Source organism: Streptomyces stoeckheimensis (assembly GCF_045822005.1).
Classification (GTDB): domain Bacteria; phylum Actinomycetota; class Actinomycetes; order Streptomycetales; family Streptomycetaceae; genus Streptomyces; species Streptomyces stoeckheimensis.
In genome coordinates this window covers 1,211,122-1,225,143 of sequence record NZ_CP169550.1, presented here as the reverse complement: position 1 = coordinate 1,225,143, position 14,022 = coordinate 1,211,122, and the positions used below count along the sequence as shown (strand labels likewise).

Below are 14,022 nucleotides of genomic sequence, written 5' to 3'. Positions count from 1 at the left end.
GGCGGCGGCGTGACACTTCGCTGAGGGCCTTCAGGGAGTAGTCCCCGAGGTCCTCGACCACGCCCGGCGGGGCCCGGAAGTTCCCGCGACCCGTACGCCGAGGGCGTCATCGCTGTGGGCGATCAAGGGTTCCGCGCGCCCCCGGTCCCGGGCAGGCTGACCTGCATGAAGCTGCTGATGCTGGGTGGAACCGAATTCGTCGGGCGCGCGATCACCGAAGACGCCCTGAGCCGCGGGTGGGACGTCACCGTCTTCCACCGAGGCCACCACGCACCCCCGCCGGGGACCTCTGCCCTGCACGGGGACCGCACCGCTCCCGGAGGCCTGGAAGCCCTCGCCGAAGGGGAGTGGGACCTCGTCGTCGACACCTGGGGCGGCGCCCCCACCGCCGTGCGCGACAGCGCCCGCCTGCTGGCCGGCCGGGTCGGACGGTACGTGTACATCTCCAGCCGCTCGGTGTACTCCTACCCGGCCCCGGCCGGGCTGGCCGAGGACGGCCCGCTCGTCGAGGGCTCGCCCGACGCCGAAGCCACCGCCTACGCCGAGGACAAGCGCGGCGGCGAGCTCGCCGCCCTCGACGCCTTCGGCGACCGTGCCCTCCTGCTGCGCGCCGGCCTCATCCTCGGCCCGTACGAGAACGTGGGCCGGCTGCCCTGGTGGCTGAACCGCATCGCCCGCGGCGGCCCCTTCCTCGCGCCCGGGCGCCCCGACCTGCCGCTCCAGTACATCGACGTGCGCGACCTCGCGCGCTTTTCCCTGGATGCGGCGGAGGCCGGTCTCGGAGGGGCCTACAACACGATCTCCCCGGTCGGCCACACCACGATGGGCGGCCTCTTGGCGGCCTGCGCCGCCGCCACCGGCTCCGACGCCGAACCGCGCTGGACCGACGCCGCGGTGCTCGAGAAGGCCGGGGTCGAGCCCTGGGTCGAGCTGCCCGTCTGGGTTCCCGAAGGCGAGATGCACGACTTCATGTTCGGCGGGGACGTCACCAAGGCCCTGACGGCGGGCCTCGTCTGCCGCCCCGTGGAAGAGACCGCCGCCGACACCTGGACCTGGCTCCAGACCCTCGGCGGAGTCGCCCCCCACCGGGCCGACCGGCCGATGAAGGGCATATCGGCCGAGCGCGAGGCGGAACTACTCGGGCTCTGACCGGGCCGCCTGCGCGAGCCGGGTCGGTGGCAGGTACTCGCGCACCAGCGTGCGGTGCCACCACGCCCCGGTCTCGCGCAGCTCCCGCCACGTGGTGAACCGGTAGCGGTACAGCCGCGCCCGGACGTAGCGCGGCGGCGCGTCCGGGAAGGGGTTGTGGCGGAGCAGCCTCAGGGTGTCCCGGTCGCCCGACAGCAGTCGCTCCACGAAGGGCCCGAACCAGTCGCGGGCGTAGCCGGGGGAGAGCGCCGCGAACCACATGAGCCAGTCGAGGCGCAGGTGGTACGGGGCGAACTGGCGCGGGATCCGGCGGACGTCACCCGGCTTGCCCCGGAAGCCGTACTCCCGCCACGCGCCGTCCTCCCGGGGCTGCCGGTCCGCGGTGCCCTCCACCACCACCTCCTCGCGGATCCGGCCCACCGTGCCGAACGCCCCGTAGGTGTTGACCAGGTGGAGGGGGTCGAAGGACCGGTTCATGACCTGGCGGCGCGAGACCATGTTGGCCACCGGATGCCGGCTCAGCACGAGCACCAGCGCGGTGAGCGCGCACACCAGGACCACGTACCAGAGCGGCCCCTGCCGGGAGGCGGCCGGCGGCGGGGCGCCCGCGAGGGCGGTGAAGTCGAAGGCCGGCAGGGCCGCCGTGATCGTGATCCAGTTCAGCCAGGCGAAGTTCCCCGACACCACCAGCCACAATTGGGTCGCCACGATGATCGCGGCGGCGTACGAGGCCACCGGCTGCGGAGTGAACAGCAGGACGGGCACGACCAGTTGGGTCACGTGGTTGGCGGCGCACTCCACCCGGTGCAGCGGCTTCGGCAGATGGTGGAAGAACCAGCTCAGCGGGCCGGGCATCGGCTGCGTCTCGTGATGGAAGTACAGGCAGGTGAGCCGGCGCCAGCAGGGGTCGCCCCGCATCTTGATGAGCCCCGCGCCGAACTCCACCCGGAAGACCACCCAGCGCAGCAGCCACAGCACCAGCACCGGCGGCCCGGCCCGGGCGTTGCCGAGGAAGACGGCCAGGAAGCCGACCTCCAGCAGCAGCGACTCCCAGCCGAAGGAGTACCAGGTCTGCCCCACGTTCACGATCGACAGGTACAGCAGCCACAGCAGCGCCCACATCGCCATCGCCGCGCCCAACGGCACCGCGTCCCCGGCCCCCGCGGCGAGCGCCGCCGCCAGGGCCGCCCCGGTCCAGGCGCAGGAGGCGAAGAACCGGTCCGAATAGTGCAGGTGGAACAGGCTCGGGGCGCGCCGGAAGGGCACGTACCGCAGGTGGCGCGGCACGGGCAGCATGCCGTGCGCCCCGATCAGTGCCCGGAACTGCAGGGCGGCCCCGGCGAAGGCGACGAGGTAGACACCGGCCAGGGCCCGCTGGAAGATCAGCCGCCCCAGCCAGTATCCGGGCGCCGTGAACCAGTCCATCCCCTCCAGTATCGGGTCGGCCGGGCACCCGTGGCGAGCCGTCGCACGTACCGCCCGAGCCGCCGGGCGTAGGCCTGCTGGAGCAGGGGGACGACCGGGCCCGCCAGGCGGGTGTACCAGCTTGCCGGGCGGCTGAAGGCGGTCACCTCGAACCACACCGAGCCGTCGGCCTCCATGTCCACCACGAAGGACTCCTCGCCGCACTCGGGATGCCCGCTCAGCGTCCCGTACGCGAAACCGGTCCGCCGGGGTTCGTACGCGGTCCAGATCACCTCGCACGGGGCGTCGACCCGCACGGGGCCGATCCCGATCCCGACCACGACCCGGTCGCCGGGCCGGACGGGGAACGCTCCGGCCGTGACGAGCATGCCCGAGGCGCGGTGCGCCCGGAAGGTGGTGACGGCGGCCCCGGCCGCGTCCAGCGCTGCCTGCCCGTGCCCGATCCGGGTGCGGTGGTGGGTGAAGTTGTACCCGGCGGGCAGCGGCCGCCGGGCCGTGGCGCCCTGGTCGGGGTAGTTGAAGGTGGTGCGGGCTTCGCTGAGGAGGCGGGTCATGCCGGGATCTCCGTTCGGTCGGGCAGGGCGGCGCATGCGGGTGCGGGTGCAGGCACAGGTGAGGGTGCGGGCCGAGCGGCCGATGCGGTCAGGCGGCGCCAGGCGAGCAGTGAGCAGAGGCCGAAGCCGAGGGCGTTGCCGAGGCCGTGGGTCGCGGCCATCCAGGTCAGGGTGGGGTGCACGATCCCGGTGGCCTCGCCGAGCGCCCACCACAGGGCGAGCAGCATGGTGGCCACCAGGACGACCGCCGAGCACGCGAGCAGCGCACCGGTGAACCGGTCCCGGCCGCGGGTCCCGGGGCGGACGTCCCGCCAGGTCAGCAGGGCCACCGCCCACATGCCGCCGGTCAGCGTCACCGCGCCCACCAGCTCGGCCCAGTCGTCGATGAAGTATCCGAGGAGCACCAGCGCGGTCCCGGCCGGGACGCTGTACGCCGCCCAGCGCGCGAGGGCTCCGGCGGCGGAGGCCCGGCACACCAGACCGGCGACCAGGGCCGCGGTGAAACCGGCGAAGTGGAAGTGCGGCACGGTCAGGGCCAGGATGTCGAGGTCGAAGCCGAAGAGCCGGTGTCCGGCACGTTCGGCGACCAGGGCGGTCCCGGCGACCGAGGGCGCCGCAAGCGCGGTGAGCACGGCCACCCCGGCGGGGCCGGGGCCCCGCCCGGACGCGCCGGTACGGGTCAGGCTCCGCGCCGACCGGGCCGGCGCCCGTACCGCCGGGACCACGGCGCGCACCGCCAGGGCTGCGGCCCGTACCGCCGGGACCACGGCCCGTACCGCCAGGGCCAGCGTGGCCGCCGCGTAGATCGAGGCGAGCACCGTGGCCGGGGCTCCCCGGGGCAGCCACAGGCAGACCGCTCCGGGGGCCGCGAACAGCGGCCAGAGCCGGGCCGTCCGCCCGAACCGGACCGGATCGATCAGGCGCAGGCCGGCCGGGACGACGTAGAGCATGCCCAAGGTGACGATCAGATTCACCAGTACGGTCACCGCGGATCCCCCTCCGGATACGAACGCATTGAACGCGTTCAATTCACGGTCGTGAGCTTAGACGTCGTCTTGAACATGTTCAAGACGACGTCGGGTGCGCGATCTCCGGTTGCGGGCACCCCGTACATACGGCAGACAAGAGGGAGCAACCGGGGCGAAAAGGGAGATGCAACGTGTACGCACCGACACCCCGTCAGGCGCCGCGTCGTCACGCACCGGCCCGGGCGGCCCTCTTCACCGTCCTCGGACTCCTCGCCGCGGCCTGCGGGGCCACCGGCGACGAGGGACGGACCAAGGGCCCCGCCGCCGAGAGCCAGGACGTCCACCTCCAGCCCGTGGCCTCGGCGGGCCCCGACCCCTTCACCTCCTCCTCCGCCACCGCCGAATCGGCCCCCGTCCAGCCCCCGCTGCCCAACGCGACCGGCCAGGGCATCCGCACCGTCAACGCGGCCACCCCCGGCCTGTACGGCGGAACCCAGCGGCTCGGCAGCTGCGACGTGGAGGCGCAGGTCCAGTCCCTGACCGCCGACGACGCCAAGGCGCGCGCCTTCGCCGAGGCCTCCCAGGTGGAGCAGGAGAAGATCCCCGACTTCCTGCGCGGCCTCACCCCGGTCGTGCTGCGCGCCGACACCCGGGTGACCAACCACGGCTTCGTCGGTGGCAGCCCCAACGCCTTCCAGTCCGTCCTCCAGGCCGGCACCGCCGTCCTCGTGGACGACCACGGAATGCCCCGCGTCCGCTGCGCCTGCGGGAACCCGCTGGCCGCTCCGCGCGCCGCCAAGGGCGCGCCGGTGCTCAAGGGGGACCCCTGGAGCGGCTACCAGCCCACCCAGGTCGTGGTCATCGAGCCGACCATGCAGGTGATCAACAACCTGGTCATCGTCAACATCGCCGACAACACCTGGATCGAGCGCACGGCCGGAGACGACGGAGCCCAGGACCGCACCCCGCGGACGCCGCCCCCGTACGACCCGGCCGACGGGATCCCCGCCGGGCCCGCGACCCCGCCCGGCACCTCGCCGGCCGAACCGTGCCGGACCCCGGAGAGCAACAGCCTCGCCCGCACCGAGCCGCCCACCGGCCCGCCCAGCCCGGGCCGCAGCCCCGCCCCCAACGCGACCGACTGCCCGCCGAGCTCCCCGCAGACGGCTCCGAACACCCCCAACACCCCGACGGCCCCCGACCAGCCCTCGAACGGCATCCCCTCCGGCCAGCCCAAGGCCCCGCCGCCGGCCCCCGACCAGCCCACCGACATCCCCTCCGACCTGCCCGGGCAGACCCCGAGCGACCCGGGGACCCTGGTGGGCCCCGACGGGGGGTCTCCGGAGCCGAGCGATCCGTACGGGGACCCGTACGCGAACCCCGACACGGACCCTTATGCCGACCCCTACTCCGTCCCCGAGCAGCAGCCCTCGGCCCCGTACGACGGCCAGTACCTGGAGAGCGCCTGACCGGCCCGTGTGTCATGGTGGACCGGTGCCGACCGCCGTATCGCTGCCGGAGGACTGGCCCGCACATCCGGACCGGTCGCTCTCGCTGAACCGCATGGGCAGTTTCGACTGGGACCTGGTCACCGGTCTCATGCACATGGACTCGGCGGCCCTCGAGGTCTTCGACACGACGGACGAGGAGTACGACGGCCGGCCGGAGTCGCTCTCGCCGCGGGTCCCGCCCGCCGAGGCCGTCCGGCTCGACGCACTGGTCTCCTCGGCCCTCAAGAGCGGGGTCGACAGCTACGGCGCCTACTTCCGCATCCGCTGCCACGACGGCACGCTGCGCTGGACGCACACCCAGGGGCGGGTCATGCGCGGCCCGGACGGCCGCCCGTACCGGATCATCGGCATCGTCCGCGACGCCACCGAGGAGCTCAGTCATTCGGCGGAGCGCCTCGGGCTGGACGAGGAGCGGCGCCGCCAGACCTCCGTGGTCGAGAGCACCACCGCCGCACTCGCGCACGCCCGGACCGTCCAGGACGTCATCGACGCGCTCGGCGACGCCCACGGCCTGGAACGGCTCGGATCCATGGGCATGGTGATGGGACTGGTCGAAGCAGGCCGGATCCACCTCGTCGCCGAGGGCCCCGCGGGCAGTTTCGTCCCCGGCACCCGCTACACCCGCATCGACGAGCAGTACCCGATGAGCGAGGTGGTGCGCTCGCTCCAGCCGCGGTTCCTGGACTCCGCGGCCGAGTTCGCCGCCGGGTACCCCGGGCTCTGGGCGAAGATCTCGTCCATGCACATCTCGGCGGCCGCCTACCTGCCGCTGATCGCCCAGGCCCGCCCGATCGGCGCGATCGGCCTGCTCTACCGGGACAAGGACGGCTTCACCCAGGAGGAGCGGAACCTGCTCGTCGCGCTCGGCAGCAGCATCGCCCAGAGCCTGCAGCGGGCGATGCTGCTGGAGCAGGAGCACGATCTCGCGGAAGGGCTCCAGCAGGCGATGCTGCCGCGCCGGATCCCCTCGGTGCCGGGCGCCGAGATCGCCGTACGGTACCGCTCGGCCAAGATGGGCCAGGACATCGGCGGCGACTGGTACGACGTCATCCCGCTGCCCGGCGGCCGGGTCGGCGCGGTCATCGGCGACGTCCAGGGCCACGACACCCACGCCGCGGCGGTCATGGGCCAGCTGCGGATCGTGCTGCGCGCCTACGCCGCCGAAGGACACTCGCCGGCCACCGTCATGGCCCGGGCCTCCGTCTTCCTGCACGAGCTCGACACCGACCGCTTCGCCACCTGCACGTACGCCGAGGCAGACCTTTCGACCGGGGTGCTGCAACTGGTCCGGGCCGGCCACATCGACCCCCTGCTGCGCACCCGGGACGGGGGCTGCGAGCGCCTCGCGCTGGAGGGCGGGATGCCGCTGGGGCTGTCCGCGGAGTTCGGGCTGCTGGAGTATCCGGTGACCACGGTCGAGCTCGGACCAGGAGAAACGCTTCTGCTGTGCACGGACGGTCTCGTGGAACAGCCCGGAGCCGACCTCGACGACGGCGTCCGGCTCCTCGCCTCCCTCGTCCGCACCGGACCGGCCGACCTGGCCCTGCTCGCCGACCGGCTGTGCGAGGTCGTGGACGACCGGGGCGGCGACGACGACATGGCGCTGCTGCTGCTCCGCCGCGAGGCCGAAGAGGTCCAGCAGGCCGGCGGCCGACTCCAGCAGCACGTGGCGCCCGGCGATCCGGAGGCCCTCGTATCGGCCCGCCACATGATCGGCGCGGCGGTGCGGACCTGGGGCGCCCGGGAGCGGGCGGACGAGATCGAGCTGGTCGCCGACGAGCTCATCGTCAACGCCCTCATGCACACCGACGGTCCCGCCATCGTGACGCTGCGGGTCCTGACCGGCCCCGAGCGCCGGCTCCGGGTGGAGGTCGAAGACCGCTCCAGCGCCCTGCCCCGCCGCAGGGAGGCGGGCGACGCCGGGGTCTCGGGACGCGGTCTGATGCTGGTGGACCGGCTGGCGGACGTCTGGGGCGTGGAATCGCGGGGGAGCGGCAAGTGCGTGTGGTGCGAGTTCACGATGCCGTGAGCCCGTACGGTCCGCCCACGGCTCGCGCTTCGTCCGGGGGCGCGGCAGGCTGGGGGCATGCCCGAGCTGCCCGAAGTCGAGGCCCTGAGGGGGTTCCTCGACGAACACCTCGCCGGGCGGTTGGTCGAGCGCGTCCTCCCGCTCGCCGTGAGCGTGCTCAAGACGTACGACCCGCCCCTGACCGCGCTCGAAGGGCAGCGGGCCGGGACCACGGCCCGGTACGGCAAGTTCCTCGCCCTGCGCATCGGCGAACTGCACCTCGTCACCCACCTCGCCCGGGCCGGCTGGCTGCGCTGGATGGACACCGTTCCCGACCGGCCGCCGCGCCCCGGCAAGGGACCGCTCGCGCTGCGCCTGGTCCTGGAGGGCGGCGGCGGGTTCGACCTCACCGAGGCCGGGACCCAGAAGCGGCTCGCCGTGTACGTGGTCCGCGATCCGCAGGAGGTCCCGGGCATCGCCCGGCTCGGCCCGGACCCGCTCGCCGAGGGCTTCGACCGCGAGGCCTTCGGTGCGCTGCTCGCCGGGGAACGGCGGCAGATCAAGGGGGTGTTGCGCGACCAGAGCGTCATCGCGGGGATCGGCAACGCCTACAGCGACGAGATCCTCCACCACGCCAAGGTCTCGCCCTTCAAACTGGCGGCCTCCTTCGACGAGGCGCAGGTGGACCAGCTGTACGCGGCCGTCGAGGAGACCCTGCGCACGGCCGTCGAGCGGGCGCACGGAGTGGCCGCCGGACGGCTCAAGGCCGAGAAGAAGAGCGGGATGCGGGTCCACGGCCGCGCGGGCGAGCCCTGCCCGGTGTGCGGGGACACCGTCCGTTCGGTCTCCTTCGCCGACTCCTCGCTCCAGTACTGCGCGACCTGCCAGACCGGAGGGAAGCCGCTCGCCGACCGCAGGCTGTCGAAGCTGCTGAAGTAGGCCCGGGGCCCTGCCGCGGGCCCTGCCGCGGGGCTTCCCTGGAGGGCCCGGCCGGCCCGACTGCGGTTAGACTCGGGCCCATGCCCGAGGAGCAGCAGTCGCAGCCGCCCCGGCGGGAGGTCGTCACCGGGGTCCCGCGCGGCGGTCGCACGAGGCCTCCCGCGCACACGCCGGCGCGGTCCGAGATCTCCGAGCAGACCACCCTGGGCGCCACGTACGTACGGGCCCTGATGCGCAGCCAACTGCGCGCCGGACTCGCCGCCCTGGCCGCGCTCGTCCTCCTGGTGGGCCTGCTGCCGCTGCTGTTCCTGCTCCCGCGGGTCGCGTCGGGCCCGCTGGTCTGGGTCGCGCTCGGGGTGCTGGTGTACCCGGTGCTGTGGTGCGTCGCCCGTGCGTACGTGATCCGGGCCGAGCGCAACGAGGCCGATTTCACCGGGCTGGTCACCGACCCGACGGAGTCGCCGGGCCCGCGCCGGCCGCTGTAGGCCGCCGTTCGCGCTCAGAACAGGTGCATCGCCAGATGCCCCAGCGGCAGGCCGAGTTGCCAAGCCGGGGTCCAGACCCGGGCGTTCTCGTCCAGGCCCGGCGGGGTGTCGGCGTGGCCGTGGCGTCCCGGGTCGAGGTTGGTGGCGAACAGCTCCGTGTGGTCCAGCCAGCGCCAGGCCGCCCGGGCCAGTTCCAGATCGGGGTCCTCGCCCCGGCCGCGCTCGCGGGCCTCCTCGCCCAGCGCGAGGAACCGGGTGTGGACCCAGTCGCGCCAGGGGTGACCGTACGCCGTCAGCGACATCCACTCGTCGAGCTGCGAGACGACCCGGATCCCGGAGAGTTCGCCGGCGGCGTCCGAGAGGTAGATGGTCAGCGCGAGCGTGTCGCGTCCGGCGCGGAACTCCAGGGTGCTGACCGGGATCAGCCGGCCCGTGCGCAGCAGTTCGTCGGCGATGTACTCCGCGTAGAGCCATGCCATGGGCACCGCCAGCCCACCGTCACTGGTGCCGTTCGTACCCTCGGGCTGCACCGTTCCACCTTCTCCCGCATGCGTCGCGTCTTCCCACCGTCAGCGCCGAGCCTTCCTTGCGCGGCTCGCGGAGCGGGGGATGTTTACTCAACTTGAACGGTCCGGTGCCGGTTTCGATGCGGTTCGTGTCCGCTTCGAGGGCGTTCAGGCCATTCTTTGACGCATTCGCCGTACCTCGGGCGAGGCGCCTCCCGGGCCGTCCCGGGCCGCCCCGGGCCGGTCAGACCGTGGCGATCACGGCGTAGCGTTCGTCGGTCACCGCGCGTCCCCACAGGGCGGCGTCGCCCCCGAGGGGCTCGACGCGCAGGGCGGTCACGAGCGGGCGTACGGCGGCGGCGAGTTCGTCGGCGCCGACGCCGCCCGCCCAGGGCAGGGTCTCCGCGCCGGGTACGTACGGTGCTGCGCTCGCACCGGACTCGCCCCAGCGGCCCTCGACGAGGACGAGGGTGCCGCCCGGGCGCAGCCGGCCGATCCACTCGCCGAGCTCGGCCCCGGGGGAAGGCAGGGTCCACACCAGGTGGCGGCAGAGCAGGACGTCGAACCGCTGGTCCCCGGTGGGCGGAGCTGCGGCGTCGCCGACCAGGAACCGGCCGGTCAGGCCGGCGGCGGCCAGTTTCGCCCGGGCGTGCCCGACCATCTGCGGGGAGAGGTCCACGCCGGTGACCCGGTGCCCGGCTTCGGCGGCCAGCAGGGACAGCGAGCCGGTGCCGCAGCCCACGTCGAGGACGTCGAGCGGTCCGGCCGGCAGCCAGGAGCCGAGGAGGTCCGCCCAGGCGGCACGGGTCTCCGGGGCCCGCAGGCCGTGGTCCGGCTCCTCGTCGAACCGGGCCGCGGCCGCGTCCCAGTAGGCGGTGATGGCAGCGGTGTTCGCGGAGTTCGGCATCCCGCGAGTCTGGCAGCCGGCACTGACAACGCAGCCCGGCGCCGACAACGCAGCCGCCCTGCACGACACGGCCGGCACTGACGACGCCCCCGGACGCCGGCCGCCCCGCCCTCAGGCGCCGAGTCCGTACCCGTAGCCCTGGAGGCCCTTCCGCAGGGCGCGCAGGGCGTAGTACGTACGGGATTTGACCGTCCCCGCCGGAATGCCGAGCTCGGCCGCGGCCTCGGCCACCGAGCGGTCCTGGAAGTAGACCTGCACCAGCACGTCCCGGTGCTCCGGCCCCAGGGATCCCACGGCCCGCCGTACGTCTATGGCCGTCACCGACCCCGCCACCGCGTCCCCCGGCGCGGGTGCCTGCTCCAGCCCCTCCGGGTCCACCTCCAGGGGCCTGGACAGGCGCGCCCGCCGGGCGTCGATGGCGAGCCGACGGGCCACCGTGAACAGCCAGGGCCGCAGGGACTCGTAGGAGCTGCCCAGGACCTCCGGGTGCTGCCAGAGCCGCAGGAGGGTCTCCTGCACGAGGTCCTCGGCGCGCTGGGCGTCCCCGGCCGTGAGGCCGAGCAGGAAACCGAACAGGGCCCGTCCGTGTTCGCGCTGGAGTTCGGCCAGCGCCTCGGGGTCGGTGCGTCGGAGGGTGGGGGCAAGGGGCACGGGAGGCTCCTTCCGGGGGTCGGTGCGGGGGTGGTCGGGGTCGACGGATCCACCCTGACCTGCACCGGGCCGCCCGGGAACCGTCCCGTCCGGACGGTGCGCCCAAGCACCCGGGTCATCCGGTGGGCGGCCGCGCGGGGCGGTGAACGGTCGAACGGCACGCCGAACGGCCATTGGAGTGAGTGCGCGGCCGGCCGACGGAGCCGCTCCTTGACTTCAGGCGTCTCTTTCTATGGATTGACTGAAGATCGGGTAGTCGTACAAATCAAGCTCATCAAGGAGAGCCGGGACAGATGACCGCGCGCACCCGCCACGCCCTCGCACTCCTGACCGCCGTCGTGCTGTCGGCCGTAGCCGGCTGCTCCGCCGGCGGGGACCCCGCGCCGGCCCGCCTCGCCGGCTCCCCGTCCGCCCCGGCGCACTCGGGTGCTCCCGGATCCACCACGGCTCCCGCCGCCGGCTCGATGAAGGGCTTCACCCTGGTCGCGAGCGGCGACGTGCTGCCCCACGAGTCGGTGATCCGGCGGGCGGCCTCCGACGCGGACGGCGACGGCTACGACTTCCGGCCGATGTTCTCCGGGGTCAAGCCGATCGTCTCGGCCGCCGACCTGGCCCTCTGTCACATGGAGACCATCTACGGCCCGGACGGCGGCCCGTTCACCGGCTACCCCGCCTTCCAGTCCCCGCCCGAGGTCGCCGACGGCCTCAAGGACGCCGGGTACGACGGTTGTTCCACGGCCTCGAACCACACCCTCGACGGCGGCGGCTCCGGTCTGAAGCGCACCCTCGACCGGTTCGACAAGGTCGGTCTGAAGCACGCGGGTTCGGCCCGTACGGAGGCCGAGGCGGGCACCGTGACGATGTACACCGCGGGCTCCGCGAAGGTCGCGCACCTCGCCTACACGTACGACACCAACGGCTACCCGATGCCCGAGGGCCAGCCCTGGGCGGTCAACCTGATGGAGCAGGAGAAGATCATCGCGGACTCCCGGGCGGCCCGTAAGGCGGGCGCCGACGTGGTCCTCGTCAGCCTCCACTGGGGCACGGAGTGGCAGACCGAACCGGACGAGAAGCAGCTCGCGCTCGGCAAGGCGCTGACCGCCTCGCAGACCGGCGGCCGCCCCGACGTGGACATGATCCTCGGCACCCACGCACACATCCCGCAGGCGTACGAGAAGGTCAACGGGACCTGGATCGTCTACGGCATGGGCGACCAGGTCGCCGGCGAGATGTTCAACTACACCGGCGCCCGGGACATGCGCGGCAACTACGGTTCCATCGGCCGCTTCACCTTCGCCCCACCGGCCGCCCCCGGGCAGCGCTGGCAGGTCACCAAGGCAGAGTTCGTCCCGCAGATGATGGACCTCGGAGCGGGCCGGGTCGTCAACCTCCCGGCCGCCCTCGCCCAGTCGCCGGGCCGCGAGGATTACGAGAACGCCCGCGACGAGATCACCGAGGCCGTCCTCGGCCGCGGCGCGGCCAAGGACGGGCTGACGATGGCGAAGTAGGCCGGGGTTCCGCTCCCGTCAGGCCGCGGCGTTCGGGCCCTGGGCGGCCTTGACGCCCTGGAGCGCGGTCAGCTTGCGCACGAAGAGGACGGCCAGCACGGCGGCCACGACGAGGAGCAGGTCCGCGACCGCGCCGAGGGAGGAGGCGTCGCGGGCCGCCGCGGTGCCGATCGCCTTCGCGCCCTTGTACGTGGCGAGCCCGTCGAGGAACCAGGCGGTCACGCACGCCAGCCACCATGCGACCACCGGCGCGCCCGAGATGGAGCGGAAGGAGCCGTCGGGCGCGTTCTGCGTGCTGGCGTCCCAGGTCTCCCGTGCCGTCCGATACGGGAAGAAGAGGTTCGCGATCGGGACGAACCACCCGCCGATGGCCCAGCCGGCGGACTGGCTGAAGCCGTCGGGGCGGAACACCTCGGCATTGCAGCGGACCCGGTGGAACCACACGATGAAGACCACGATCGTCGCCAGCATCGTCAGGCTCTGGACGAGTCCGACCAAGGCGCTGAGCATGTCGGTCGAGGCCATGCCGCTGCGGTCGGCCCCCACGGGATCGGCGAGCACCTCCTTCATGTTCTGCCACGTGGTCAGCTTTCCCCAGGCCGATAGCAGAGCGACGACCGCTCCCACGGACAGCAGGACGGTCGTGGCGGTCGCCAGAGGCTGCGGATCACGCAGGGCCGGGACAGGCTGGGACGGCGGAAACGGCGACGGCGAACCTGCCGGACCGGGCGCGATCGAGGACATGACGAAGTACCCCCCACGGGAACATGTGTGACGTATGGCAGGAAGCGGAACGGCCCACAGGCCTTCCGAGCTGCCCGAACATACGTCAGCGGCGGCCCCTCCGTCTACGGTGATCAGGTTGCGTGGGCAAACCGCCACCATGGGCGCAGCCGCTACGGAACCACGGTGACCGGCCAGCGCCCCGCCTTCACGAGGCGGACCGCCACCGAGCCCACGATCCGGTGCCCGGCCTGCTCCGAGGCCCCGACCACCACCGCGTCCGCCATCAGCTCGTCCGCCGCGCTCACCAGCCCGGCGTACGCGTCCCCGCGGAAGGTGTGGAACTGCCAGCGGACGTCGTAGACGCCCTTCAGCCGCTCCGCCGACTCCCGGATCTCGGCCACCAGCCCCTCCGCGATCTCCTCGGTGGCCTCCGCCACCGGAGCCCCCAGCGAGGCCCCGGCCGGCATCACCGGCTGGACGTACACCAGCGCCAGCAGCGCGTTCTGCCGCCGGGCCAGCCCCGCCGCGTAGGCGGCCGCGCGGAGCGAGGACTGCGACCCGTCCACCCCGGCGAGGATCACCTTCGGACCGTCCGTACCGCGCTCGAATCCCGTACTCACATGCTCCGTCACCCTTCCGAGGCTAAACCCGCTCACCGCGCGAAGGGGCGCGGCCCTCCCTACAG

Annotated in this window: 14 protein-coding genes; 6 read left to right on the top strand and 8 right to left on the bottom strand. The window is 73.4% G+C overall.

All coding sequences use genetic code 11. The features are described 5' to 3' along the window. Positions 1-165: 165 nt before the first annotated feature. Entirely contained in the window at positions 166-1,149 is a 984-nt protein-coding gene (locus ACE1OC_RS05770) for an NAD-dependent epimerase/dehydratase family protein (protein WP_407836040.1), read from the top strand. Here the strand turns inward: ACE1OC_RS05770 and ACE1OC_RS05765 are convergent. From ACE1OC_RS05765 to ACE1OC_RS05755, 3 genes are read right to left on the bottom strand one after another with little or no spacing between them, the layout of a single operon-like run. Then, entirely contained in the window at positions 1,135-2,574 is a 1,440-nt protein-coding gene (locus tag ACE1OC_RS05765; protein ID WP_407836039.1) for a lipase maturation factor family protein, read from the bottom strand. The genes ACE1OC_RS05770 and ACE1OC_RS05765 overlap by 15 nt on opposite strands. Further along, positions 2,532-3,128 (bottom strand): DUF1990 family protein, encoded by a 597-nt coding sequence (locus ACE1OC_RS05760; protein ID WP_407836038.1) that lies wholly within the window; start codon positions 3,126-3,128, stop codon positions 2,532-2,534. Before ACE1OC_RS05760 ends, ACE1OC_RS05765 begins: the two co-directional genes overlap by 43 nt. After that, positions 3,125-4,114: a YndJ family protein gene (locus ACE1OC_RS05755; RefSeq protein WP_407836037.1), complete on the bottom strand. Its 990-nt coding sequence runs from the start codon at positions 4,112-4,114 to the stop codon at positions 3,125-3,127. Before ACE1OC_RS05755 ends, ACE1OC_RS05760 begins: the two co-directional genes overlap by 4 nt. A 173-nt stretch (positions 4,115-4,287) precedes the next feature. Here ACE1OC_RS05755 and ACE1OC_RS05750 point away from each other — a divergent pair, with 173 nt between their 5' ends. The 4 genes from ACE1OC_RS05750 (at position 4,288) to ACE1OC_RS05735 (ending at position 9,039) form a co-directional block, all read left to right on the top strand. Then, complete coding sequence (locus tag ACE1OC_RS05750) at positions 4,288-5,565, top strand: DUF6777 domain-containing protein (protein WP_407836036.1); 1,278 nt, start codon at positions 4,288-4,290, stop codon at positions 5,563-5,565. A 7-nt stretch (positions 5,566-5,572) separates the two neighbouring features. After that, positions 5,573-7,636, top strand: a complete 2,064-nt coding sequence (locus ACE1OC_RS05745; protein WP_407836035.1) for a SpoIIE family protein phosphatase — start codon at positions 5,573-5,575, stop codon at positions 7,634-7,636. Positions 7,637-7,693: 57 nt separating this feature from the next. Next, on the top strand, positions 7,694-8,554 hold the full coding sequence (locus ACE1OC_RS05740; protein WP_407836034.1) for an Fpg/Nei family DNA glycosylase: 861 nt from the start codon (positions 7,694-7,696) through the stop codon (positions 8,552-8,554). An 80-nt stretch (positions 8,555-8,634) separates the two neighbouring features. Further along, the gene (locus ACE1OC_RS05735; RefSeq protein ID WP_407836033.1) at positions 8,635-9,039 is read left to right on the top strand and encodes a hypothetical protein; all 405 of its coding nucleotides are present in this window, start codon (positions 8,635-8,637) and stop codon (positions 9,037-9,039) included. 14 nt (positions 9,040-9,053) lie between these two features. Here the strand turns inward: ACE1OC_RS05735 and ACE1OC_RS05730 are convergent, their stop codons facing one another. The 3 genes from ACE1OC_RS05730 to ACE1OC_RS05720 all read right to left on the bottom strand — a co-directional run bounded on the left by ACE1OC_RS05730 (position 9,054) and on the right by ACE1OC_RS05720 (position 11,103). After that, positions 9,054-9,518, bottom strand: coding sequence for a hypothetical protein (locus ACE1OC_RS05730; protein WP_243341408.1), 465 nt, complete (start codon positions 9,516-9,518; stop codon positions 9,054-9,056). A gap of 271 nt (positions 9,519-9,789) precedes the next feature. Beyond that, entirely contained in the window at positions 9,790-10,452 is a 663-nt protein-coding gene (locus tag ACE1OC_RS05725; protein ID WP_407836032.1) for a class I SAM-dependent methyltransferase, read from the bottom strand. A 111-nt stretch (positions 10,453-10,563) separates the two neighbouring features. Beyond that, complete coding sequence (locus ACE1OC_RS05720; protein WP_407836031.1) at positions 10,564-11,103, bottom strand: sigma-70 family RNA polymerase sigma factor; 540 nt, start codon at positions 11,101-11,103, stop codon at positions 10,564-10,566. Between the two features lie 293 nt (positions 11,104-11,396). Here ACE1OC_RS05720 and ACE1OC_RS05715 point away from each other — a divergent pair, with 293 nt between their 5' ends. Next, entirely contained in the window at positions 11,397-12,611 is a 1,215-nt protein-coding gene (locus ACE1OC_RS05715; protein WP_407836030.1) for a CapA family protein, read from the top strand. Between the two features lie 18 nt (positions 12,612-12,629). Here the strand turns inward: ACE1OC_RS05715 and ACE1OC_RS05710 are convergent, their stop codons facing one another. Next, a complete protein-coding gene (locus ACE1OC_RS05710; RefSeq protein WP_407836029.1) occupies positions 12,630-13,355 on the bottom strand; it encodes a DUF4328 domain-containing protein in 726 nt (241 codons plus the stop codon). Positions 13,356-13,507: 152 nt separating this feature from the next. Continuing rightward, on the bottom strand, positions 13,508-13,969 hold the full coding sequence (locus ACE1OC_RS05705; protein ID WP_407836028.1) for a universal stress protein: 462 nt from the start codon (positions 13,967-13,969) through the stop codon (positions 13,508-13,510). Positions 13,970-14,022 lie beyond the last annotated feature (53 nt).